Annotated in this window: 21 protein-coding genes and 1 pseudogene; 7 read left to right on the forward strand and 15 right to left on the reverse strand. The window is 72.3% G+C overall.

The genetic code is table 11. The features are described from left to right. The first annotated feature begins 44 nt into the window (after positions 1-44). Positions 45-1,385, forward strand: a complete 1,341-nt coding sequence (locus BG482_RS22115; RefSeq protein WP_069770816.1) for a DUF2252 domain-containing protein — start codon at positions 45-47, stop codon at positions 1,383-1,385. 156 nt (positions 1,386-1,541) lie between these two features. Next, positions 1,542-1,829 carry a hypothetical protein gene (locus tag BG482_RS22120; RefSeq protein WP_069770817.1) on the forward strand — a complete coding sequence of 96 codons (288 nt, stop codon included), beginning with the start codon at positions 1,542-1,544 and terminating at the stop codon, positions 1,827-1,829. A gap of 68 nt (positions 1,830-1,897) precedes the next feature. On the opposite strand, the gene BG482_RS22125 is transcribed toward BG482_RS22120, so the two are convergent. The 3 genes from BG482_RS22125 to glnA all read right to left on the reverse strand — a co-directional run bounded on the left by BG482_RS22125 (position 1,898) and on the right by glnA (position 5,051). Then, entirely contained in the window at positions 1,898-2,521 is a 624-nt protein-coding gene (locus BG482_RS22125) for a hypothetical protein (protein WP_069770818.1), read from the reverse strand. Between the two features lie 5 nt (positions 2,522-2,526). Then, positions 2,527-3,447, reverse strand: a complete 921-nt coding sequence (gene htpX / locus BG482_RS22130) for a zinc metalloprotease HtpX (protein ID WP_069770841.1) — start codon at positions 3,445-3,447, stop codon at positions 2,527-2,529. 194 nt (positions 3,448-3,641) lie between these two features. After that, positions 3,642-5,051, reverse strand: coding sequence for a type I glutamate--ammonia ligase (gene glnA, locus BG482_RS22135; RefSeq protein WP_069770819.1), 1,410 nt, complete (start codon positions 5,049-5,051; stop codon positions 3,642-3,644). 197 nt (positions 5,052-5,248) lie between these two features. Between glnA and BG482_RS22140 the strand changes: the two genes are divergently transcribed. Continuing rightward, on the forward strand, positions 5,249-5,716 hold the full coding sequence (locus tag BG482_RS22140; RefSeq protein ID WP_069770820.1) for an RDD family protein: 468 nt from the start codon (positions 5,249-5,251) through the stop codon (positions 5,714-5,716). A 72-nt stretch (positions 5,717-5,788) separates the two neighbouring features. Here the strand turns inward: BG482_RS22140 and BG482_RS22145 are convergent, their stop codons facing one another. The 4 genes from BG482_RS22145 to lipB all read right to left on the reverse strand — a co-directional run bounded on the left by BG482_RS22145 (position 5,789) and on the right by lipB (position 8,908). Continuing rightward, positions 5,789-6,493 carry a DUF4191 domain-containing protein gene (locus tag BG482_RS22145; RefSeq protein ID WP_069770821.1) on the reverse strand — a complete coding sequence of 235 codons (705 nt, stop codon included), beginning with the start codon at positions 6,491-6,493 and terminating at the stop codon, positions 5,789-5,791. Between the two features lie 77 nt (positions 6,494-6,570). Beyond that, the gene (locus tag BG482_RS22150; RefSeq protein ID WP_069770822.1) at positions 6,571-6,771 is read right to left on the reverse strand and encodes a hypothetical protein; all 201 of its coding nucleotides are present in this window, start codon (positions 6,769-6,771) and stop codon (positions 6,571-6,573) included. A 289-nt stretch (positions 6,772-7,060) separates the two neighbouring features. Continuing rightward, positions 7,061-8,026, reverse strand: a complete 966-nt coding sequence (lipA, locus tag BG482_RS22155; protein ID WP_069770823.1) for a lipoyl synthase — start codon at positions 8,024-8,026, stop codon at positions 7,061-7,063. A gap of 84 nt (positions 8,027-8,110) precedes the next feature. Further along, positions 8,111-8,908, reverse strand: a complete 798-nt coding sequence (gene lipB / locus BG482_RS22160) for a lipoyl(octanoyl) transferase LipB (RefSeq protein ID WP_069770824.1) — start codon at positions 8,906-8,908, stop codon at positions 8,111-8,113. A 245-nt stretch (positions 8,909-9,153) separates the two neighbouring features. Between lipB and BG482_RS22165 the strand changes: the two genes are divergently transcribed. Continuing rightward, complete coding sequence (locus BG482_RS22165) at positions 9,154-10,671, forward strand: regulator (protein ID WP_069770825.1); 1,518 nt, start codon at positions 9,154-9,156, stop codon at positions 10,669-10,671. Positions 10,672-10,742: 71 nt separating this feature from the next. On the opposite strand, the gene BG482_RS22170 is transcribed toward BG482_RS22165, so the two are convergent. Then, positions 10,743-12,161, reverse strand: coding sequence for an NAD(P)/FAD-dependent oxidoreductase (locus BG482_RS22170; protein ID WP_069770826.1), 1,419 nt, complete (start codon positions 12,159-12,161; stop codon positions 10,743-10,745). Between the two features lie 161 nt (positions 12,162-12,322). Next, complete coding sequence (locus BG482_RS22175) at positions 12,323-13,216, reverse strand: TIGR01777 family oxidoreductase (RefSeq protein WP_069770827.1); 894 nt, start codon at positions 13,214-13,216, stop codon at positions 12,323-12,325. Between the two features lie 71 nt (positions 13,217-13,287). On the opposite strand from BG482_RS22175, the gene BG482_RS22180 reads away from it, so the two are divergent. After that, positions 13,288-13,803 carry a GNAT family N-acetyltransferase gene (locus BG482_RS22180; protein WP_069770828.1) on the forward strand — a complete coding sequence of 172 codons (516 nt, stop codon included), beginning with the start codon at positions 13,288-13,290 and terminating at the stop codon, positions 13,801-13,803. Between the two features lie 18 nt (positions 13,804-13,821). On the opposite strand, the gene BG482_RS22185 is transcribed toward BG482_RS22180, so the two are convergent. Further along, entirely contained in the window at positions 13,822-15,006 is a 1,185-nt protein-coding gene (locus BG482_RS22185; RefSeq protein WP_069770829.1) for a MarP family serine protease, read from the reverse strand. A gap of 197 nt (positions 15,007-15,203) precedes the next feature. Here BG482_RS22185 and BG482_RS22190 point away from each other — a divergent pair, with 197 nt between their 5' ends. Both BG482_RS22190 and BG482_RS22195 read left to right on the forward strand, forming a co-directional pair. Next, the gene (locus BG482_RS22190) at positions 15,204-16,118 is read left to right on the forward strand and encodes a peptidoglycan recognition protein (protein ID WP_107450682.1); all 915 of its coding nucleotides are present in this window, start codon (positions 15,204-15,206) and stop codon (positions 16,116-16,118) included. A 114-nt stretch (positions 16,119-16,232) separates the two neighbouring features. Continuing rightward, the gene (locus BG482_RS22195) at positions 16,233-16,448 is read left to right on the forward strand and encodes a hypothetical protein (RefSeq protein ID WP_069770830.1); all 216 of its coding nucleotides are present in this window, start codon (positions 16,233-16,235) and stop codon (positions 16,446-16,448) included. A 54-nt stretch (positions 16,449-16,502) separates the two neighbouring features. Here the strand turns inward: BG482_RS22195 and BG482_RS22200 are convergent, their stop codons facing one another. The 5 genes and pseudogenes from BG482_RS22200 to sucB all read right to left on the reverse strand — a co-directional run. After that, on the reverse strand, positions 16,503-17,024 hold the full coding sequence (locus tag BG482_RS22200; RefSeq protein ID WP_069770831.1) for a DUF4240 domain-containing protein: 522 nt from the start codon (positions 17,022-17,024) through the stop codon (positions 16,503-16,505). A gap of 56 nt (positions 17,025-17,080) precedes the next feature. Next, on the reverse strand, positions 17,081-18,064 hold the full coding sequence (locus tag BG482_RS22205; RefSeq protein WP_069770832.1) for a YafY family protein: 984 nt from the start codon (positions 18,062-18,064) through the stop codon (positions 17,081-17,083). A gap of 401 nt (positions 18,065-18,465) precedes the next feature. Next, a complete protein-coding gene (gene aceE / locus BG482_RS22210) occupies positions 18,466-21,171 on the reverse strand; it encodes a pyruvate dehydrogenase (acetyl-transferring), homodimeric type (protein ID WP_069770833.1) in 2,706 nt (901 codons plus the stop codon). 284 nt (positions 21,172-21,455) lie between these two features. Further along, on the reverse strand, positions 21,456-22,079 hold the full coding sequence (locus tag BG482_RS22215) for a GntR family transcriptional regulator (RefSeq protein ID WP_069770834.1): 624 nt from the start codon (positions 22,077-22,079) through the stop codon (positions 21,456-21,458). A 384-nt stretch (positions 22,080-22,463) separates the two neighbouring features. After that, a pseudogene (gene sucB / locus BG482_RS22220) lies at positions 22,464-23,543 on the reverse strand (2-oxoglutarate dehydrogenase, E2 component, dihydrolipoamide succinyltransferase); the annotation flags it as partial. Positions 23,544-23,658: the final 115 nt, after the last annotated feature.

Below are 23,658 nucleotides of genomic sequence, written 5' to 3' on the forward strand. Positions count from 1 at the left end.
GAGGTTGTGGGACGGGAGGCGGACGTGGTGCGAAGGCGACGCGGATGACCACCCCCGCCGAACGGGCGCGGCGCGGCAAGGCGGCCCGCAGGCGTGTCCCCAGGTCCGCGCACGCCTCCTGGCTGCCGTCCGTCGACCGGCCGGACCCCGTCGCCGTGCTGGAGCGGCAGGGCCGGGACCGGCTGCCCGAGCTGCTGCCCGTCCGCTACGGCAGGATGGCCGCCTCGCCCTTCGCGTTCCTGCGCGGCTCGGCCGCTGTCATGGCCGCCGATCTGGCGTCGCAGCCGCACACCGGGCTGACCGTGCAGCTGTGCGGTGACGCCCACCTGTTGAACTTCGGGGTGTACGTCTCGCCGGAGCGGGCGCTGCTCTTCGACCTCGACGACTTCGACGAGACGTTCCCCGGTCCCTTCGAGTGGGACGTCAAACGGCTCGCCGTCTCCGTCGCCGTGGCGGCCCGCGAGAACGGTCACCCCGAGACCCGGGTGCACCGGGCCGTCCTGGAGGCCGTGGCCGCCTATCGCGACGCCATGCGACGGCTGGCCCGGCTCGGCGAACTCGCCGTCTGGTACGAACGCATCGACGCCGACCGCCTGCTGCCCCTCGTGCACTCCGCCCGGCACCGCGGACGGGCCGAGGCCAGCCTCACCCGCGCCCGCCGCCGCATCAGCCTCCAGCCGCTCGGCAAGCTCACCGAGGTCGTCGACGGACGCCGCCGCATCATCCACGACCCACCGCTGCTCGAACCCGCCGGGGCCTCCGACAGCGCCGCTCTGCGCAAGATCTTCAGCGACTACCGCTCCACCCTCACTGACGAGCGCCGCCTGCTGCTGGACCGGTACCGATTCGTCGACGCCGCCCGCAAGGTGGTGGGCGTCGGCAGCGTCGGCACCCGCTGCTTCGTCGTGCTGCTCGCCGGCCGCGATGCCGAGGACCAGCTCTTCCTGCAGATCAAGGAGGCGCGCGCGTCCGTCCTGGAGGAGCATCTGCCCAGCGGACCCTTCGTCCACCCCGGCCGTCGGGTGGTCGCCGGGCAACGGCTGCTGCAGGCCGGCGGCGACGTCTTCCTGGGCTGGATGACCGGGCCACAGGGCCGCGCCTTCTACTGGCGTCAGCTGCGCGACGTGCAGGGCTCCGCCGACGTCGCCGGGATGGCCCCGGCCGACCTCCGGGCGTACGCACGGCTGTGCGGGACCGCGCTGGCCCGCGCGCACGCGCGGTCCGGCGACCGGCTGGCCATCGCCGGCTACCTGGGCGGCGCCGACACCTTCGAACGCGCCGTCGCCGAGTTCGCCCTGGCCTACGCCGCCCAGACCGCCGCCGACCACGCGGCCCTGGGCACGGCGGTCGCGGCAGGCGTGGTGACGGCCGCGCACGGGATCTGACCTCGGCCGCCGACCCGCCTCCTCTCGGGGCGGCGACGAAAATGAGGTGCACGGTGAGTGACCGTTTCCCTACTCTGGAGACGCCGGGCCGCCCCTTCTCGCAACGCTCGGTAACCGTCCGTCCCCGTCCGTCCCCGCCCAGGAAGGAGGCACGCCATGGGCACCGTCGTTCTCTCCGGGGCCGTCGTCCTGGTGGTCCTGGGATTCGGAAACCCGTTGTACTGGCTCGCCGCCGTCGCCGTCCTCTTCCTGTACGTGCGCTACGGGCTGGGGACGTCGACGCCGTCGTCGCCCTCCGCCGGGCCCGCCCCGAGCGCGGCGCCCGCTCCGACCTCGTACAAGGCCTACCGCGAGCGCCGTGACACGCAGGCCAGGTGGGAGCGCCGCTACCGTCGCGAGCGCCCCCTGGAGTCCCGCCGTCAGGAGCGTGAGCGCGGCAAGTAGAGCCGGAGCCGGCCGCGATCGACCGCCGGGCTCCGGGGCGCCCCGGAGCCCCCGGGCCCGGGGGCGTCCTACAGGCCCGGGGCGCCCCACACCGGGAACCAGCGGCTCAGGTCCTGTTCGATCCGCAGGTCGTCGGCGAGAGCGGCCTTCACCTGCAACTCCAGTGCGTTGTCGCGCCGTTGCCTCGCGCCGGGCAGCGGCGCGAACGGGTAGAACGCACCGCGCTTGTACAGATACACGAGCCCCAGCCGCCGTCCCGGGGCCCCGCCCTCCGCGTCGGCTCCCGCACCCCCCGCGGCCCGTTCCTCGAACCCGGCCAGGGAGCAGAGCAGTTGCGGCCCGAAACCGTTGACCTCCATCGCGCTGTTCACCGCGTGCAGGTCGTTGACCAGCGCCGACAGCTCGTCGGGTGTGCGGTGCGAGACGAGCCAGGAGTAGCCGAAGTCGTCCCGCTCGAGCCGCACCGCTGGGCCGTTGCGCTCGGTGTCCGCGTCGAGGAGCGCCTGGACCTCGCGGTGCGTCTGCTCGAACGCCGAGCCCTCGACGGTGGCGAAACACACGGCGCCCTGCCCGGTCGGGGTGAACCCGGTCGCCGCCTCCAGCGTCACCGCCGCCGACGGCAGCCCGAACAGCTGATCGAGGTCCGGTACGACCGGCCTGGTCCGGCCGAGCAGGATGTCCAGCAGCCCCATGCCGTTCAGCCGGCCTTCCCGGGCGTGGCCGCCTCGCCCAGCTCGGCGGAGATCCGCCCCAGCTGGTCGAGGCGCTGCTCCAGGCTCGGGTGGGTCGAGAAGAAGCGCTCGATGCCGGGCTCCCTGCCGGTGGCCGGGGTGAAGTAGAACGCGTTGAAGGCCTGCGCGGTGCGCAGGTCCTTGGTCGGGATGCGGGCGATGTCGCCGGACACCTTCGCCAGCGCGGACGCCAGCGCCGAGGGCCGTCCGGTGAGCAGTGCGGCGGCGCGGTCGGCGGCCAGCTCCCGGTACCGCGACAGGGCCCTGATCAGCAGGAAGCTGAGCGCGTACACGGCGGCCGACACCCCCATCACGGCGGCGAAGACGGCGGCGGTGTTCTGGTCCCGGCGGCCGCCGCCGAACACCTGCGAGTAGAACGCGAACCGGACGATCAGCCCCGCGATGACGCCCAGGAACGAGGCGACCGTGATCACGGCCACGTCCTTGTGCGCGACGTGCGACAGTTCGTGCGCGAGCACGCCCTCCAGCTCGGCCGGCTCCAGCCGGCGCAGCAGCCCCGTCGTCACGCACACCACGGCGTTCTGGGGATTGCGCCCGGTGGCGAACGCGTTGGGCATGTCCATGGCCGAGACGGCGACGACCGGCTTGGGCATGTCCGACAGGGCGCACAGCCGGTCCACGACGGCGTGCAGCTCGGGATACTCCTCCCGCTCCACCACCCGGCCGCGCATCGCGAACAGGGCGATCCGGTCGGAGAACCAGAACTGCGCGACGAACATGGCGGCGATCAGCACCACGACCAGCAACCAGGACTTCAGCAACACGATCAGCGCGACGACGAACGCCACGTACAGCAGTCCGAGCAGGAACAGCGTGACCGTCATCCGCACGGTCAGTCCCCGATCGCTCCGGAAACGGCTCTGCATCTGCACCACCCCGCAGTCAGGCACTCGCCCCTATGCCAGTGTGCACCCGGTCCGTCCATGGACGGATCCGGATAGACCCTGTGGAGAGCAAAGGAATGCTCCGGGCTCGGAACGGGGCCGTACGACGACGCCCCCGTCTCCTGACGAACAGGAGACGGGGGCGTCGCTGCGGGCCTGCGGGCGGCCCGGCCCGATCACACGTCGAAGTACAGCTCGAACTCGTGCGGGTGCGGGCGCAGCTGGAGCGGGGCGATCTCGTTGGTGCGCTTGTAGTCGATCCACGTCTCGATCAGGTCGGACGTGAAGACGTCACCCGCGAGCAGGAACTCGTGGTCCGCCTCCAGGCGGTCCAGGACGGCCGGGAGCGAGGTCGGGACCTGTGCGACGCCCGCGTGCTCCTCGGGGGCCAGCTCGTAGAGGTCCTTGTCGATCGGCTCGGCCGGCTCGATCTTGTTCTTGATGCCGTCCAGACCCGCGAGGAGCAGCGCGGAGAAGGCGAGGTACGGGTTGCCGGAGGAGTCGGGCGCGCGGAACTCGACGCGCTTGGCCTTCGGGTTGGAGCCCGTGATCGGGATGCGCATGGCGGCGGAGCGGTTGCGCTGCGAGTACACCAGGTTGACCGGAGCCTCGAAGCCCGGGACCAGACGGTGGTAGGAGTTCACCGTCGGGTTGGTGAAGGCCAGCAGCGACGGGGCGTGCTTGAGGATGCCGCCGATGTAGTAGCGGGCCATGTCCGACAGGCCCGCGTAGCCGGCCTCGTCGTAGAACAGCGGGGAGCCGCCGCTCCACAGCGACTGGTGGACGTGCATGCCCGAGCCGTTGTCGCCGAAGATCGGCTTCGGCATGAAGGTCGCGGTCTTGCCGTTGCGCCAGGCGACGTTCTTCACGATGTACTTGAAGAGCTGGAGGTCGTCGGCCGCGGCGAGCAGCGTGTTGAACTTGTAGTTGATCTCGGCCTGGCCGGCGGTGCCCACCTCGTGGTGCTGGCGCTCGACCTGGAGACCGGACGCGGCCAGCTCCAGGGAGATCTCCGCACGCAGGTCGGCGAAGTGGTCGACCGGCGGGGTCGGGAAGTAGCCGCCCTTGTAGCGGACCTTGTAACCGCGGTTGTCCTCGAGCGCACCGGTGTTCCAGGCGCCGGCCTCGGAGTCGATGTGGTAGAAGGACTCGTTCGCGGACGTCTGGAAGCGGACGCTGTCGAAGACGTAGAACTCGGCCTCGGGGCCGAAGTACGCGGTGTCGGCGATACCGGTCGACGCCAGGTAGGCCTCCGCCTTCTTCGCCACGTTGCGCGGGTCACGGGAGTACTGCTCGCCCGTGATCGGGTCGTGGATGAAGAAGTTGATGTTCAGCGTCTTGTCACGGCGGAACGGGTCCACGCGCGAGGTCGACAGGTCGGCGCGCAGCGCCATGTCGGACTCGTGGATGGCCTGGAAGCCGCGGATGGAGGAGCCGTCGAAGGCGAGCTCCTCGTCCGGATCGAACGCCTCGACGGGCAGCGTGAAGTGCTGCATCACGCCCGGCAGGTCGCAGAAGCGGACGTCGACGAACTTGACGTCCTCGTCCGCGATGAACTTCTTGGCCTCGTCGGCGTTCTGGAACATCCAGCTCCTCCTACTCCCGGCCGTCGAGCCGGGGTGGTAGTTCGTTCGTGCGGCCAGTGCGGTGGCACACGCTGTCGTCGACCCTAGGGACGGGTGATTTCTCGGGCGTGACCCATTTGTTTCGCACAAGTTAACCGGACCCTGCCCGGTGTACCCCACCTGTCCGTATCGCGAAACGAGCGCAGTACCGTGGACGCGTGGACAACAGGGATGCAATCGGCTCGTGGCTGTCGGGCCCCCGCGCGGCCGCCGAGGACGCCGGTGTCGACTTCGGATACCGGGGCGAGCAGCTCGGACTGCCGCAGGAGGGGCCGGGCTCGATCGCCCGTCCCGGCCGGCGGCTGGGCGCGCTCGCGGTGGACTGGGGCCTCAGTGTCTTGATCGCATACAGCTTGATCACCGATGGCTACCGGCCGGCGACCAGCAACTGGGCGCTGCTGGTCTTCCTCGTGATGAGCCTCCTGACCGTCGGCACGCTCGGCTTCACTCCGGGCAAGCGTCTCTTCCGTCTGCGGGTGGTCTCCGTCGACACCGGGGCCGTCAGTCCTCTGCGCTCCGCGGTGCGCACGGTCCTTCTCTGTCTGGCCGTGCCGGCCCTGGTCTGGGACCGGGACGGCCGCGGTCTGCACGACCGGCTGGCCCGAACGGTGGAAGTGCGCGGCTGAGACGGCGCATGAGGAAGGGGCGCCCGGATCACTCCGGGCGCCCCTTCCTCGTACCGTGTGCGAGGCATCGGTTCAGCGGGCCTTGCCGCCGCCGCCCTTCGGCAGGCGCATGCCCTTGGGCATCGGCCCCTTCGGCAGCGGCATGTTGCTCATCAGGTCGCCCAGAGCGCGCAGCCGGTCGTTGGTGGCGGTGACCTGCGGGCCGGCCAGGACCCGCGGGTACTTCAGCAGGGTGGTGCGCAGCTTCTTCAGGTCGACCTGGCCCTCGCCGGTGCCGACGATCACGTCGTACACGGGAACGTCCGCGACGATGCGGTTCATCTTCTTCTTCTCGGCGGCCAGCAGGCTCTTCACCCGGTTCGGGTTGCCCTCGGCGACCAGGACGATGCCGGCCTTGCCGACGGCCCGGTGCACCACGTCCTGGCTGCGGTTCATCGCCACCGCGGGGGTGGTCGTCCAGCCCCGGCCGATGTTGTCCAGGACGGCCGCGGCCGCGCCGGGCTGGCCCTCCATCTGACCGAAGGCGGCCCGCTCGGCCCGGCGTCCGAACACGATCGCCGTCGCCAGGAAGGCGAGCAGGACGCCGAGGATGCCCAGGTAGACCGGGTGGCCGATCAGGAAGCCGATCGCGAGAAAGACGCCGAAGGTGAGGAGGAAGACACCCGCGAGAACAAAACCGATCGTCTTGTCGGCCTTGCGGGTCATCTTGAACGTCAGGGCGATCTGCTTCAGTCGCCCGGGGTTAGCGGCGTCCGCCGCGCTGTCACTTCTCGCCATGCCACGAAGTCTACGTGGCCGCGGAAGCGCCTACGACGGCAGGAGGGGAGGTGTGGGGAGTGCGGGGAGGGGGTGGGTCAGGGGCGGGCGGAGGTGACCGCTTCGAGGACGCGCTGCGCCTCGACCCGGTCCTTGGCGCGACGGCGGTCCTCCAGGACGGAGGTCCAGGCGTTGCGTCGGGCGGTGCGCTGACCGCTGCTCAGGAGCAGCGACTCGACGGCGCGCAGTGCGGTGCTGAAGGTCGGGATCGCGGTGGCGCGAACGGGCGCGGCCTGCATGGCGGGTGTCCCCCTCGGACAAGGTTCTGGCACGGGTGGTACGGGGCTGTGTTCTACGTGACGTGATACCAGCGTCACTGTTTGGTGTTACCAGGGCGTGACCGACCGGTCAAACGCGAATGAAACCTTGATGCGGGGGGCCGAAACGCTGACGCGGCCCCGACGTACGTCCTCATCTGCGGGGACGGTCGGGACCGCGTCGAATCGGTCACTACTGGCGAGTAGCCACTTGTGCGCGAGTTCACACACTCGGCTTGCGGCCGTACGGCGCAAGAGAGGTGACGTCGCGTCAGACGGCTTGTGTGGCGATGAAGGAACCGCGCTTCTCGACGGCCATCCGGTAGAGGCGTCCGGCGCGGTAGGAGGACCGTACCAGCGGGCCCGACATCACGCCGGAGAAGCCGATCTGCTCGGCCTCCTCCTTCAGCTCGACGAACTCGTGCGGCTTCACCCAGCGCTCCACCGGGTGGTGGCGCACGGAGGGCCGCAGGTACTGCGTGATGGTGACCAGCTCGCAGCCCGCGTCGTGCAGCTGGCGCAGCGCCTCGCCGACCTCCTCGCGCGTCTCGCCCATGCCGAGGATCAGATTCGACTTGGTGACGAGCCCGTAGTCGCGGGCGGCGGTGATGACGCCCAGCGAACGCTCGTAGCGGAAGCCGGGCCGGATCCGCTTGAAGATCCGGGGCACGGTCTCGACGTTGTGCGCGAAGACCTCGGGCCGCGCGGAGAAGACCTCCGCGAGCTGCTCCGGGACGGCGTTGAAGTCGGGGGCGAGCAGCTCCACCTTGGTGCGCCCGGCCTCGCGCTCCGCGGTCTGCCGGTGGATCTGGCGCACGGTCTCGGCGTACAGCCACGCGCCGCCGTCCGCCAGGTCGTCGCGGGCGACGCCGGTGATGGTGGCGTAGTTCAGGTCCATCGTGACGACGGACTCGCCCACGCGCCGCGGCTCGTCACGGTCCAGCGCCTCGGGCTTGCCGGTGTCGATCTGGCAGAAGTCGCACCGCCGGGTGCACTGGTCGCCGCCGATGAGGAAGGTGGCCTCGCGGTCCTCCCAGCACTCGTAGATGTTGGGGCAGCCGGCTTCCTGGCAGACGGTGTGCAGCCCCTCGCTCTTCACGAGGTTCTGCATCTTCGTGTACTCGGGACCCATTTTCGCCCGGGTCTTGATCCACTCGGGCTTGCGCTCGATGGGGGTCTGGCTGTTGCGGACCTCCAGGCGCAGCATCTTGCGTCCGTCGGGTGCGACTGCGGACACGACCGGCTCCCTAGCGATTGATTCTTCGGCGTGCTCAAGCGTACGCCCGTGGATTTGAAAGTCCGGCGGTGGTGCCGACCTCGGTCAGGCCGAGACCCGCTCGATCTCGCGCGGCTTCGGCTCGGCGTTCTCCAGGACGTCCGCCAAGTGCCGCTCCACCACGGGCAGCACCTCCTCGATCGTGACGTCCCGGCCCAGCTCGTTCGCCAGCGAGGCGACGCCCGCGTCCCGGATCCCGCAGGGGATGATGCGGTCGAACCACTTGTTGTCCGGGTTCACGTTGAGCGCGAAGCCGTGCATGGTGACGCCCTTGGCGACCCGGATGCCGATCGCGGCGATCTTCCGGTCCTCGCGCCGCTGGCCGGCGTTGGACGGGGCGTACTCCGGGCCGTTCAGCCGCGGGTCGAACTCCTCGTCGGTGAGCCGGGGGTCGAAGTCCAGCGACAGCCCGCCGAGCGAGGGGCGCTGCTCCACCGGATCGCCGAGCACCCACACGCCGCTGCGGCCCTCGACCCGGGAGGTCTCCAGGCCGAACTCCGCGCACACCCCGATCAGGGCGTCCTCCAGGCGCCGCACGTGGGCGACGACGTCCACCGGGCGCGGCAGCTTCAGGATCGGGTAGCCCACCAGCTGTCCGGGGCCGTGCCAGGTGATCTTGCCGCCGCGGTCCACGTCGACGACCGGGGTGCCGTCCAGGGGCCGCTCGTCGGCGGCCGTGCGCCGGCCGGCCGTGTAGACGGGGGGATGCTCGAGGAGCAGCACGGTGTCCGGGACCTCGTCGACGAAGCGTGCCGCGTGCACCCGGCGTTGCTCGTCCCACGCCTCCTGGTAGTCCACGGCGTTCTCGCCGAACCCCATCCGGACGAACCGCAACTCGCTCACGGCAAGCGCCTCCCTGGAAAGTCGTCAGGCGCGTCGCGCGCCCAAGCCACTGTACGTCCGCGCGCTCCGCGTCAGCCCCACGGTCAATCCTCACACGATCGGATGAATGAAAGCGGAGATTTGCGACCGGGTGCTTACTCTCCGCTACATTCGCGCCGTTCACGAGGCCAAACGGGCTGATCACCGCATCAGCGCACTTCATCCGGGCACGTCACAGGCCCGGGAGGCAGGAGACCGCACCGCAGATGACGGAACGACCCGCGCAGCGCACTCCCAACCGCCAGCTCGCCGCGCTCATCGCCGAAGCGGGCTTCTCCAACGCGGGACTGGCCCGTCGCGTCGATCAGCTCGGTCTCGAACACGGGCTGGACCTCAGATACGACAAGACGTCCGTCACCCGGTGGCTGCGGGGGCAGCAGCCCCGCGGCACCACCCCCGCCCTGATCGCCGAGGTCTTCACCCGGCGGTTGGGCCGTCGCCTGACCGCCCAGGACCTCGGCCTGGACGCGTGCGCCCCCGTGTACGCCGGACTGGAGTTCGCGGGCACCCCCGAGGAGGCCATCGACATCGTCGGCGGCCTCTGGCGCAAGGACTCCGGCAGCCACGCCGAGCTCCGCAAGATCGCCTTCACCCCGGCGGGGCTCGTCGTCCCCAGCCGCGACTGGCTGATCGGCCGCCCAGACGACAAGGTCGCCCGCGGCGAGGCGCCTGCCCGGGTGCCCCTCCAGGCCCGCCCGGCCAGACCCGCCGCACCCCAGCACCCCGCCGCCCCGCAGCTCACGGCGCCGCCCGCCCGGGTGGGGGCCGGGCCGACGGCCGTGCCCCGGCAGCGCGGCCAGGGCGGCGAGCGCGGCCCCGGTCAGCGCGTCACCGGCGGCGACATCGCCGCGCTCCGCTCGGTCGGCGAACTCTTCCGCACCCTCGACGACAGGTACGGCGGCGGGCACGCGCGCCAGGCCCTCGTGCGGTACCTGGAGCACGAGTGCGAGCCCATGCTGCGCGGGACGTACGGGGAGCAGACCGGCCGCCGTCTCTTCGGCGCGGCCGCCGATCTGACCCGCCTCGCGGGCTGGACCTCCTTCGACATCGCCGCGCACGGCCTGGCCCAGCGCTACTTCGTCCAGGCCCTGCGGCTGTCCCAGGCGGCGGCGGACCGGGCGTACGGCTCGTTCGTGCTCGTCACCATGAGCCGCCAGGCCGTCTATCTGGGCCATGGGCGCGAGGCGGTGCAGCTCGCGCGGGTGGCCCAGCAGGGCGTCGGTTCGGGCGCCCCGCCCGTCGTGCAGGCGCTGCTGCACTCGGCGGAGGCACGCGGGCACGGGGTGCTCGGCGAGGTGCGCGCCTCCACGGCGGCCCTCGTGCGCGCCGAACGGGCGCTGGAGGCGGCCAAGTCCGGCGACGAGGTGCCGTACTGGGCCCGCTTCTTCGACGAGGCGCAGCTGGCCGACGAGTTCGGGCACTGCCACCGTGACCTGCAGCAGTTCCGGGCGGCGGCGCAGCACGCGGAGCGCTCGCTGCAGCTGCGTCCCGCCGCCCTTGCCCGCAGCAGGGTGTTCTGCCGGGTCGTCCTCGCCTCGGCCCGGCTCGGTCTCGGCGAACTCGACCAGGCGTGCCAGCTCGCCGCGGAGGCCGCCGGGCAGGCGGCGGAGATGCGGTCCGTGCGGGCCCTGGAGTACGTCAGGGACTTCGAACGCAGGCTGGAGCCGTACAAGGACGCGCCCCCGGTCCGCACCTACCGGGACAAGGTGGCGGCACTGGGCTGACGGGCGGCGGGCGGGCGTGGGCGCAAAGGGGCCGGCGCCCGGGGGGCGGGGCCCCCGGGGGGCGCCGCCGCTCACGCAGCCGCCTGCTCCTCGCGTGCCGTGGGGCGCGGGTCGGCCGCGTTCAGGGAACCGGCGGCGCCGAGGTCGGAGACGATCGCCGAGGCGGCCCGGCGTGCCGAGTGCAGCGCGCCCTGCACGGTGCTGGTGTCCCGATGGTCGCCGCACACGTACAGGCCCGCCAGCAACCGCACCGCGCGCCGCAGATCGTGCGGCGCCCGCATCGCCGGCACGGCCTCGGCGGTGTGGTGCACCGCCAGCGTCTCCCAGCGCGCGGTCGAGACGCCGTACAGCCGCGACAGGTGCACGCGGACGGCGGTGTCGACGCCCGGCGGCGGCGTGCCCAGGACCGTGGACGAGATCAGCGTGCGGCCCCCCGGGGCCCGGCTCGGGTCGACCCGGCTGATCACCGCCGTGTGCGCGACCGGGCCGCCCCGGTCGGCGTCGAGGAGCAGCGAGGCGTCGGTCGGGGGCGGTTCGTCCGTCGTGTGGTGGACGACCGTCACCGGGTGGAAGTCGGGCACCCGTAGTCCGGGGAGCAGCTCGGCCGCGGTGCGCGCGTCGGTGGCCACCAGGACGGCGCGGCAGCGGAACTCGCCGTGCTCGGCGGTGGTCACCGAGGTCGTGGAGACCGAGGTGACCCGCACCCCGGTGTGGACGGTGCCGGTCGGCAGCGTCCGGGCGAGCAGCTCCGGCAGCACATCGGCCCCGCCCTCCGGCAGCGCCAGTCGGCCGGCCGCGAAGGCGCGCAGCGCGAGGTCCGCGCAGCGGCTGGAGGTGGTGAGGTCCGGGTCGCACAGCAGGGCGGCGAGCAGCGGACGCAGAAAGCCGTCCACGGTGCGGGCGGGCAGACCACGCGCCGCGAGGGCCTGCGCGGCCGGCGACTCGGGGCGGCGCAGCAGCCGCTCGACCGGGGTGACGGCGAGCCGGGTGAGCGCGGCCCCCAGCCGGGCCTGGTCCACGGCCGTGCCCAGCGGCGCGCCCGCCCGCACCCGGGGCGGGGCCGCCGGACGGCCCTGCGCGGGCAGGGAGCCGACGGCGCGCGGCCGGGGCAGTCCGCCCGGCCGTGGAGTGCTCGCCAGGGCGCGTACGGCATGGAGTGCGCCCCTTGCGCTCCCCACACCGACCTGCGCGCCGGCGCGATGGCGGCGTCCGTCGCTGTGCAACAGGACCCCCGGCGCGAACGGACGCAGAACGAGCGCGTCCAGCCCCGGTGTCGAGGCCAGTTCGGGATACGCCGTGGACAGCAGCTGCCCGATGCGGTCGAGCCGGAACCCGTCGACTTTCTCCGTCGACATGCGGCCGCCCACGTAAGGGGCTGCCTCCAGGACCGCGGTCGTTACTCCTGCGCTGGCCAGCCGGTGTGCGGCGGAGAGGCCGGCGACTCCGGCTCCCACCACGACGACGTCTGCCTGGTACGCGGGCTCAAGCACGTGCCCCTCCTCGAGGTTGCGCGGCCGGTGGAGACGTCATGCCCCCAACAGCCGTCCCGGATACCCGAGTTCGGATCGAGGTTAGGGCCGAGATCGGTCAGGAACAGTCGCGCATGGACAGGGCACGGTCGCACAGCGGTCGCATGCGGTCACGAGGAGGATCAGGCGGCTCGGATCGCGTCCTCGATCCCGGGAAACGCGAAGACGAACCCTGACTCCAGCAGCCGCTTCGGCACCACCCGCGCACTGCCCAGCACATCCCCTGCCATCTCGCCCAGCACCGTGCGCAGCACCGGCGCCGGCACCGGGAAGAGCGTCGGCCGATGCAGCACCCGTCCCATCGCCGCGGTGATCTCCCGGTTGGTCCGCGGCTCGGGCGCGGTCAGGTTGAAGGGCCCCGACAGGTCGTCGCGGTCGACGAGATGCCGGATCGCCGCCACCTCGTCGTGCAGCGCGATGTACGACCAGTACTGCCGGCCGTCGCCCATCCGCCCGCCGAGTCCGGCGGCGAACAGCGGGAACAGCCTGCCCCAGGCCCCGCCGCCGCGGGACACCACCAGCCCGGTGCGGGTGAGGACCGTACGGACGCCCGCGTCCCGCGCCGGCGCCGCGGCCGCCTCCCACTCCACGCACAGCTCCGGCAGGAAGCCGGTCCCGGCGGGCGAGCCCTCGTCCACGATCCGCTCGCCCGTCTCGCCGTAGAAGCCCATCGCGCTGCCGTTGACGAACACCCGCGGCGGCGCGTCGAGCGAGGCGACGGCCTTCGCCAAGGCGGCCGTGCCGTGCACCCGGCTGTCGTGGATCCGCCGCTTGTACGCGTCGCTCCAGCGCCGGTCGCCGACGCCGGCCCCGGCCAGGTTCACCACCACGTCGCATCCGGCGAGCCCGGCCGTGTCCACCTGCCCCTTCTCCGGGTCCCAGCGGACCTCGTCCGCGCTCCTGGGCGCATGGCGGACCAGACGCCGCACCTCGTGGCCGTCAGAGGTCAGAGAGCGCACCAGGGCGCTGCCGATCAGACCGGACGCACCGGCCACCGCGATTCGCGTTCGTTCCATGCGGTCATCCTGCCCGCGCACCGGATAAAACCCGCGTTCGGTCACCGCCCGCCCGCAATAGGGTGACGGCCATGCCCGAGGGAACCGAGCCGCCCCAGACGCCCGCACTCCGCATCCGCACCGCGCTGCTCACCGACGAGGAAGTGCTGGCCGCCGTCGACCGGGTCACCTGGTCGCCCCTGCACGCCGTGATGCCGCGTCCGCAGCCGCCGTACGACGCCTTCTTCGACGAGCGGCACGTCCCCGAGGACTATCTGGTCGCCGAACTGGACGGGCGCGTCGTCGGGTACCTCCGTCTGGTCGTGCCCACCTCGCTGGCGTGCAACACGCACGTCCGGCAGATACAGGGCCTCGCCGTCCTCGACGAGGCGCGCGGCCGGGGCGTCGCACGGGCGCTGCTCCGCGCCGCGGTCGAGACGACCCGCCGGCAGGGCGCCCGCCGGCTCACCCTGCGCGTCCTCGGCCACAACGCCCCCGCGCGCAGGCTCTACGAGTCCGAGGGGTTCCTGGTGGAGGGGGTGCTCCCGGAGGAGTTCCTGCTGGACGGGAAGTACGTGGACGACGTGTTCATGGGCCGGCCGGTCTGACGTCGCCCGGCGCGAGGCTCAGGAGGTCGTCAGGTTTCCCGTGTCCACCGGGCGCGTCGCCGTCGCGGCCTGCTCGGCGTCGTCCGCGACCTCGGCCGCCGTCAGCACGTACCCCGTCTCGTCGTCGGAGGTGGAGCGCGCGAAGACCACGCCGAAGACCCGGCCCGTCGTGGTGAGCAGCGGACCGCCGGAGTTGCCCGGGCGCACCGTGGAGCGGATCGAATAGATCTCGCGGGTGACGATCCCGTCGTTGTAGATGTTCCGGCCGGTCGCCTTCACCCGGCCCGCGACCGTGGCCGCCTGGAGGTTCAGATCGCCGTCCTGCGGATAGCCGGCGACCACCGCCGAGTCGCCGCGCGAGGCGGCGTCGTCGAAGCTCAGGACGGGGGCCCGCAACTCCGGCACGTACAGCACGGCCACGTCCCTGTCCGGGTCGAAGAGCACCACGCGCGCGGCGAACGACCGCCCCACGCCGCCGATCCGCACGGTCGGGCGGTCGATGCCCGCCACCACGTGCGCGTTGGTCATCACATGCTCCCTCGCGTAGACGAAGCCGCTGCCCTCACGCCCCTGGTCGCCCGAGGAGCCCTCGATCTTCACCGTGCTCCGTCTCGCCGCGTCGGTCGCGCGCGCGGTGACGCTGTCGCCGGTGGGCTTGGCGACCTCGGCCGTCGACTCGTTCTCGAAGGGGTTGAAGACCTGCGGGAAACCCGCCTGGGTCAGCGCCGACGTAGCCCGTGAGAACCAGTTCGGCGTGGTGTCCGGCATGGCGTCCTGCACGGCCCCCAGCAGCCGCGAATCCCTTATCGACGACGTGACCACCGGCGAGGAGGACGCGCCCAGCACGCTCGCCGCCACCCACGCCACGACCAGCACGGCCACCGTGTTCGCCGCCGCCCCGCCGATCCCGTCGGCCGCCCGCAGCGGCCCCCGGTCCAGCTCACGCCGCAGCCGCAGCCCCAGCCGGCCCGCCAGCTCGTGCCCCGCCACCGCCGGGAGCAGGACCGCGAACACCGCCGTCACCGTCGCCGCCGTGGTGCCCGGCGTCACCAGGTCCATCAGCCACGGCAGGACCCACACGCCGATCACCGCGCCGCCGACGAACCCGGCCAGCGAGACGCAGCCCGCCACCAGCCCGCGCCGGTAGCCGGAAGCGGCGTAGGCCAGGATCACCAGCGCCAGCAGGATGTCGAGCAGGTCCACGCGGCCCCCCTTCTCTCGGATCCCCTAGTACGTGCGGGAAACGTCCAGTGATCAGTACCCGTCGATCACGCGCGCGTGACGGCGGACACCCGCCACGGGTGCCTGCACCTCGTAAAACGGCGTGGACCGGGAGGATGGTTCCACCAGGTGGCACAGCACACATCGCGGACGGACCGGAACCGGCCGACAGTGGAGCCATGTGTGCCCTCCGACCGGCATCCCGCGCCGCGCGCGGCGGACGCGGACGGTTCCCGGCGCGAATACCGGGCCCGTTCCTCGTGCTTCTGGGCTGTCTGCCCGGCCTCGCCGCCGTCGCCGCGCTGGGCCTGTGCGCGGGCGGCGTCGAACACGCCGCCCGCCCCGCGCCGCCCGCCCGAACGGCCGACGCCCGCGTCGCCACCGCCCACCAGGCGGCCCGGCCGCCCATCGTGCCCCGCTCCGCCTGGCTGGACGACCTGGCCCGCCACGCGCAACCGCCCCCGCGCTACGACGACAAGGTCGTCGCCGTCTTCGTCCACCACACCGACTCGCCCAACGGCTACGACTGCGCCGACGCGCCCCGGATCATCCGCTACCTGTACGCCGGCCAGACCGGGGCCAGGGACTGGGACGACATCGGTTACAACTTCCTCGTCGACCGCTGCGGCACCATCTACGAGGGCCGAGCGGGCGGTGTCGACCGTCCCGTCACCGGCGCCCACACCCAGGGCTTCAACCACCGCACGGCCGGCATCGCCGCCCTCGGCACGTTCACTTCCGGCATCCCGGTCCCGCAGGCGATGGTCGACGCGATCGCCGCCCTGACCGCCTGGAAGCTCGGCCTGTCCGGCGTCGACCCGCGGGCGGCCGTGCGGCTCACCTCCAGCAACAGCCGCAGCCGGTACGCCGCCGGAGCCACCGTCGCCTTCACCGCCCTGGCCGGCCATCGGGACGCCTACATGACCAGCTGCCCCGGCGCCGCGCTCACCGCACGCCTCCCGGAGATCCGCCGGGCGGCGGCGCGCCTGCAGGGCAGGACGTCCGTACGGGCTCTCACAGGAACGCCTCAGGCGCCTTTCAGCGTCCTCCCATCCCCGCGTCCTACGGTCGTGCCCACCACGAACCGACCGTAGGCGGGGAACATGAACAACAGCCGTGAGGAATCCGCTCAGTCCGCTCAGCAGGCTCGGCAGGCTCAGCAGGCTCAGCCGACCCGGTCCGCTCGGTCGGCGCGGCCCGTGCGGTCCATGAAGACGGGTTCGAGGGGCGTCGGCCGGGCCGTCGCCGCCCGCAGCCCCTGGGCCGTCCTGTGCGCCGTCGCCGCGGTCGTCCTCGGCCCCGCCGCGGCCACCGCGTCGGCCCTGGAGCAGGCCAACAGGGCGCCGCTGCACCACGCGGTGCGGATCGACCGGTCGCAGGCGTACCTCCCGGCGGACACCACCCGCCGCAGGCCGGCCGCGTGATCCCCGACGAGGGCCGGTCCAGGGCTCGCGTCGACGCCGGGTCCGTCCCGGAGATCACTCCTTGAAGCGCTGCCACAGCCGGGGATACCGCTCGGCCAGCGCCGCCTCGTTCTCGAAGTCGACGGGCGTGCCCTCGGGTTCGGCGGGCGCGGGCGGGATGCCGAGGTCCGGGGCGACGTCCCCGGTGAGCTGCTCGTAGGCCTCGTCGGCCGCGTACCCCAGTTCCTCGCCGTCCCCGTCGATCTCCTCGTCGAAGTCGTCCAGCAGGTCGGCGAGCGAGTCGGGGTCGCCGTGCAGCGCGCCCTCGAAGACCTCGCGCCCCTGTCCGATCAGCCAGCAACGGAAGAAGTCGAAGGCGTCGTCGCTCGCCCCGTCGAGGAGCAGCCAGGCGGCGCCCCACAGATCCCAGCGGTAGGCCCGGTTGTAGCGGGACTCGAAATGCCGGGCGAAGTCGAGCACGGACTCCGGGTCCAGCCCCAGCAGCCGCTCCACGAGCAGGTCGGCCTGCTCCTCGGGATCACCCTCGGCGCCCTCGCGGGAGGCGTCCACCAGCTCCCAGAACTCCGTCTCGTCCATCACGCGTCCAGCATCGTGCCTGACCGTGCGGGACGCACCCGGAGTGCCGGGGATTCTCATCCCGGCCGATACAACTCCGCCAGTCGTGCCGCGTCCTCGGCGAACCGTTTCCGCAGGGGCTCCGGGGAGATCACCTCGGCCTCCGCCCCCAGCGCGGTGAGCTGGGCGTGCGCCACGTCCAGCGACTCGACGCCCAGAGTGACCGTCACCCGTCCCCGGGCGTCCGGCTCCCCGGCGGTCGCCAGCGCGTCCCTGGCGGCCGGCGGGTCCACGGTGTGCGGCAGTGCGCGCACGCCCGCCTCCGAGAGCCGCACGACCACCTCGGTCCGCAGGATCGACCGCGCGAAGCGCTCGGCCTGCTCGGCCCAGAAGCCGGGGAGGTCGAACTCCTCGTCCCGGCTGAAACGGTCCCTCAGGTCCTCGGCGTCGACGAACCGGTCGATCCGGTACGTCCGGAACGCCCCGCCGCCGTCGCCCCGCACCCGGGCGCACAGGTACCAGACCCCCGCTTTGAGCACGAGTCCGTGAGGCTCCAGCTCCCGCTCGGCCTCCCGGTCCCCGCGCCGGTAGCGGGCCCGGACGCACCGGTCGTCCCACACCGCCTCCGCGATGAGCGGCAGCAGCGCGGGCGCGTCCGGCTCCTGGAACCACGCGGGCGCGTCCAGATGGAACCGCTGCGCCGCCGCCCGCGGGGCGTCCCGCAGGGACGGCAGCAGCGCCGCCGAGACCTTCAGCCGCGCGGCCGAGGCGACGTCCGCCAACCCCATCTCCCGCAGGGCCCCCGGCACCCCGCTGAGGAACAGCGTCTCGGCCTCGCCGCGCCCCAGCCCCGTCAACCGGGTCCGGTACCCGCCGACGAGCCGGTACCCGCCGCCCCGGCCCCGCTCCGCGTACACCGGCACACCGGCCTCCGACAGCGCCTGCGCGTCCCGCGTGACCGTACGCTCCGACACCTCCAGCTCCCGCGCCAGCTCACCGGCGGTCATGGCGGGCCGGGACTGCAGGAGCAGCACCATCTTGATCAGGCGGGCAGCACGCATGCGCCCATGATGCCGGGCCCCACCGACAACGGGCGGGTCGCGCACTCCGGCGGGTACGCAGACACCCCCGAGAGCCCGTGCCGCCCCGTCAGCCGTGACCGCAACATGACATGACACGAACTGGGCGAGACCCTTACGACCTGGCGGTTTGCGGCCCTGCGGTTTGCGGCCCCGCGGCCCACGGTCCTGTGGCCTGCGGCTTAGCCCGCGCCTATGGCCCTGCGGCCCCGTGGCCCTACGCCTCGCGCCCCCGCGTGTGCTCGGCCCGTGGGGTCCGTGGCACTTGGCACGTGGCGGGGCGGGGCGGGGGGCCGTCTCTCGGTCGGGGTCCGTGACGGTGGAGGGGGGTGCGGCTCCAGGCCGCACCCCCCTCCACCGTCATGCCGTCATCGGCCGGCCGCCTACAGGCCGTACCGCTCGCGGGCTTCCTTCACCGCCGTCGCCTTGACCTCGCCGCGCCGGGCGAGCTGGGCCAGCGCCGCCACGACGACCGACTCCGCGTCCACGCCGAAGTGACGGCGGGCCGCCTCGCGGGTGTCGGACAGGCCGAAGCCGTCCGCGCCCAGCGAGGACCAGTCCTGCTCGACCCACTGCGCGATCTGGTCCGGCACCTGGCGCATGTAGTCGGAGACCGCGAGCACCGGGCCCTCGGCGCCCTGCAGCGCCCGACGGACGTACGGCGTCCGCTCCTCGCCGCGCAGGAGCGCCGCGTCGGCCTCCAGCGCGTCGCGGCGCAGCTCGGTCCAGGAGGTCGCGGACCACACGTCGGCGGCCACGCCCCACTCCTCGGCGAGCAGCTTCTGCGCCTTCAGCGCCCAGTGGATCGCCGTGCCCGAGGCCAGCAGCTGGATGCGCGGGGCGTTGGCCGCCGCGACCTCCACGCCGGCCGACTCCGCCGTGTTGAAGCGGTACAGGCCCTTGACGATGCCCTCGTCCACGCCGGGGGCGGCCGGCTTGGCCGGCTGCGGCATCGGCTCGTTGTAGACCGTGAGGTAGTAGAAGACGTTCGGGTCCTCGCCCGGGGCCGCCTCGCCGTACATCCGGCGCAGACCGTCCTTGACGATCGTCGCGATCTCGTACGCGAACGCCGGGTCGTAGCTGAGCGCGGCCGGGTTGGTCGCGGCGATGACCGGCGAGTGGCCGTCGGCGTGCTGGAGGCCCTCGCCCGTCAGGGTCGTGCGGCCGGCCGTCGCGCCGACGAGGAAGCCGCGGCCGAGCTGGTCGCCGAGCTGCCACATCTGGTCGGCCGTGCGCTGCCAGCCGAACATCGAGTAGAAGATGTAGAACGGGATCATCGCCTCGCCGTGCGTCGCGTACGACGTCGAAGCGGCGATGAAGTCGGCCATCGAACCGGCCTCGGTGATCCCCTCGTTGAGGATCTGGCCGTTCTTGGCCTCCTTGTAGTACATCAGCTGGTCGCGGTCGACCGGCTCGTACGTCTGGCCCTTGGGGGAGTAGATCCCGAGCGACGGGAACAGGCTCTCCATACCGAAGGTGCGCGCCTCGTCCGGGACGATGGGGACCCAGCGCTTGCCGGTCTCCTTGTCGCGGACCAGGTCCTTCACCAGGCGGACGAAGGCCATCGTGGTCGCCACGTTCTGCGAGCCGGAGCCCTTGTCGAACGAGGCGAACGTCTTGTCGGCCGGGGCGGGCAGCGGCGCGAGGGCGTGCGTGCGCCGGGCCGGGGCCGGGCCGCCGAGGGCCGCGCGGCGCTCCTGGAGGTAGCGGACCTCCGGGGAGTCGACGCCCGGGTGCCCGTAGGGGACGACCCCGTCGACGAACTGCGCGTCGGAGATCGGCAGCTCCAGCAGGTCGCGCATCGCCTTGAACTCGTCCACCGAGAGCTTCTTCATCTGGTGGTTGGCGTTCTTCGACGCGAAGCCCTCGCCGAGAGTGTGACCCTTGACCGTCTGGGCCAGGATGACCGTCGGGGCGCCCTTGAACTCCACGGCCGCCTTGTAGGCCGCGTAGACCTTGTCGGCCTCGTGACCGCCGCGGGAGAGGTGGAAGCACTCCAGGATCTTGTCGTCGCTCAGCAGCTTCGCCATCTCGGCGAGCGCCGGGTCCTTGCCGAAGAAGTCCTGGCGGATGTAGGCGGCGTCACGCGTCTGGTACGTCTGCACCTGCGCGTCCGGCACCTCGCGCAGCCGGCGTACCAGCGCGCCCGTGGTGTCGAGCTGGAACAGCTCGTCCCAGGCCGTGCCCCACAGCGTCTTGATCACGTTCCAGCCGGCGCCGCGGAACTGGGCCTCCAGCTCCTGCACGATCTTGAAGTTGGCGCGGACCGGGCCGTCGAGGCGCTGCAGGTTGCAGTTGATGACGAAGGTCAGGTTGTCCAGGCCCTCGCGGGAGGCGAGCGCGAGTGCCGCCGTCGACTCCGGCTCGTCCATCTCGCCGTCGCCGAGGAAAGCCCACACGTGGGAGGCGGAGACGTTCTTGATGTCGCGGTTCGTCAGATACCGGTTGAAGCGAGCCTGGTAGATGGCGGAGAGCGGACCGAGACCCATGGAGACGGTCGGGAACTCCCACAGCCAGGGCAGCCGGCGCGGGTGCGGGTAGGACGGGAGACCCTCGCCGCCCGCCTCCTGGCGGAAGTTGTCCAGGTGCTGCTCGGTCAGCCGGCCGTCGAGGAAGGCGCGGGCGTAGATGCCGGGGGAGGCGTGGCCCTGGATGTAGAGCTGGTCGCCCGAGCCGTCGGCCTCCTTGCCCCGGAAGAAGTGGTTGAAGCCGGTCTCGTAGAGCCAGGCCGCGGAGGCGAAGGTGGCGATGTGGCCGCCGACGCCGTGTTTGCTGCCGCGGGTCACCATGGCGGCCGCGTTCCAGCGGTTCCACGCGGTGATCTTCCGCTCCATCTCCGGGTCGCCGGGCGCGGAGGGCTCCGCGGCGGTCGGGATGGTGTTGACGTAGTCGGTCTCGAGCAGCTTGGGCAGCGCGATGCCGTTGCCCTCGGCCCGCTCCAGCGTGCGGCGCATCAGGTATGCGGCACGGTGCGGCCCGGCCGCCTTGGCGACCGCGTCCAGTGAGGTCTGCCATTCGGCGGTCTCCTCCGGATCCCGGTCGGGGAGCTGGTCGAGCGCGCTCGGCTGGATGGCGTTGGGGTCGGTCATGTCGCCGCCTTCCTCAGTCGAAGGGGGTTCCCTCATCGGTAAGGGTTCGGGGGTGCCCTTGGTCTTTGGCAGGACAGGGCGTCGGGCACGGGCACGGCGTCGTTGTACGACTCCGCGGCGCGGCCCGTCGGCGACTGTAACTCCCTGATCGATGATCGATCAAAGGGTTGATGGGAAAAAACTCTCGATTACGAGAAAGTAGGCACGCGGTGCCTTTCGGTCAGGCACCCCGTGCCGCAAATATCCCTTGTTTCCGCAGGTGAGCGTCGGTGTGCTCGGCTGTGTCAGGGGCGCGGCGCGCAACCCAGGACATGCGCCTTCACCAGGTCCGCGATGCGTGGATCCCGCCGCCGGAAAGCCTGCACCAGCTCCTCGTGCTCCTCCGCGTACGACTGCTGCACGGTCCCGAGCCACCGGATGGACAGCGCCGTGAAGACCTCGATGCCGAGGCCCTCCCAGGTGTGCAGCAGCACGGAGTTCCCGGCAGCGCGCACCAGCTCCCGGTGGAAGCCGACGGTGTGCCGCACCTGGGCGGTGCCGTCGCAGGCCCGGTCGGCCTCGTAGAGGGCGGACACATGCGGATCGAGCGCCGAGCAGTCCTCGGCCAGCTTCTGGGCCGCCAGCTCCGCGGCGATCGCCTCCAGGCCGGCCCGCACCGGATAGCTCTCCTCCAGGTCGGCCGCCGTCAGATTGCGCACCCGGACGCCCTTGTTCGGCGCGGACTCGATCAGCCGCAGCGACTCCAGCTCGCGCAGCGCCTCCCGCACCGGCGTCTGACTGACCTCCAGCTCGGTGGCGATCCGTCGCTCCACGATCCGCTCACCCGGCTGCCAGCGCCCGCTGACGATCCCCTCCACGATGTGCTCGCGGATCTGTTCGCGCAGCGAGTGGACGACGGGCGCGGTCATGGGAGCTCCTTCGAGCGGGGGCCGCCCATCGGCCCCGGGGCGTTGACGTTTAGACAATACGGCCGAGGGCCCACGGAGGAGAGGCGCGCGGGGGCGCTTTTACGCAGGTGAGACGAGACTTACATGCGCGGGACGGGGCGGGCCCGCGGGCCGGCCCCGAGCGGACTCAGAGGTCGAGAACCGCGTGCAGCGCGTTGCCGGCGAGGTCCGTCCGCCCGGGGCCGGTGTCGCCGTCCGTGCCCGTCTCGACGCGCGCCGCCGTGAGCCGGGAGCAGATCCGTCGAGGCCGAGCGGGCCGAGAGAGCGTCGGTCGTCACGACCGGAAGACGAGCGCCCCCGTCCGGAGAACCGGACGGGGGCGCCTGTGCTGCAGGACCGACGGGGTCAGAGGCCGAGCTCGACCTCGAACTCACCGGCCTCCAGGATCGCCTTGACCGCGGTCAGGTAACGGGCCGCGTCGGCGCCGTCCACCAGACGGTGGTCGTAGGACAGGGTCAGGTACGTCATGTCGCGGACGCCGATGACCGTGCCCTCCTCCGTCTCGATGACGGCCGGACGCTTGACCGTCGCGCCGATGCCGAGGATCGCGACCTGGTTCGGCGGCACGATGATCGTGTCGAACAGCGCGCCTCGCGAACCGGTGTTGCTGATGGTGAAGGTCGCGCCGGACAGCTCGTCCGGGGTGATCTTGTTGGCCCGGACCTTGCCGGCCAGGTCGGCCGTGGCCTTCGCGATGCCGGCGATGTTCAGGTCGCCCGCGTGCTTGATGACCGGGGTCATCAGGCCCTTCTCGGAGTCCACCGCGATACCGATGCTCTCGGTGTCGAAGTAGGTGATCGTGCCCTCGTCCACGTTGATCCGGGCGTTGACGGCCGGGTGGGCCTTCAGCGCCTGGGCCGCCGCCTTCACGAAGAACGGCATCGGGGACAGCTTGACGCCCTCACGGGCGGCGAAGGAGTCCTTCGCCTGCGCGCGGAGCTTCATCAGGCGGGTGATGTCGACCTCGACGACCGAGGACAGCTGCGCCTGCTCGTGCAGCGCCTTGACCATGTTGTCGCCGATGACCTTGCGGATGCGGGGCATCTTGACGGTCTGGCCGCGCAGCGGGGAGGCCTCCAGCGCGGGGGCCTTCCTGGCGGCGGCCGGCGCGGCGGCCGGAGCCGGAGCGGAGGCGGCTGCCTTCGCGGCCTCGGCGGCGGCGAGGACGTCCTGCTTGCGGATGCGGCCGCCGACGCCGGTGCCCTTGACGGAACCCAGGTCGACGCCGTTCTCGGCGGCGAGCTTGCGCACCAGCGGGGTCACGTACGCGCCCTCGTCGCTCGCCTGTGCGGCCGGGGCCGGGGCGGCGGCGGGAGCCGGGGTGACCGGAGCCGGAGCGGCCGGCGCGGGGGCCGCAGCGTCGTTGGACACGGTGCACCCCCGAACCGGGCCCCCCGGGGACGTCATGGCAGATCCCTCCGGGGCTCGTGACCTCTCCGGCCCCAGGTCGAACCCTTTCCGGCCGTCGGCCGGGCCTGGACCATGCACGCCCGTCCGGACGAGCTGCCCCTGTCACCGGCCGCTGCGCCGACCCGAGTGG

It is taken from the genome of Streptomyces sp. LUP30, from assembly GCF_001746365.1.
Taxonomy (GTDB): domain Bacteria; phylum Actinomycetota; class Actinomycetes; order Streptomycetales; family Streptomycetaceae; genus Streptomyces.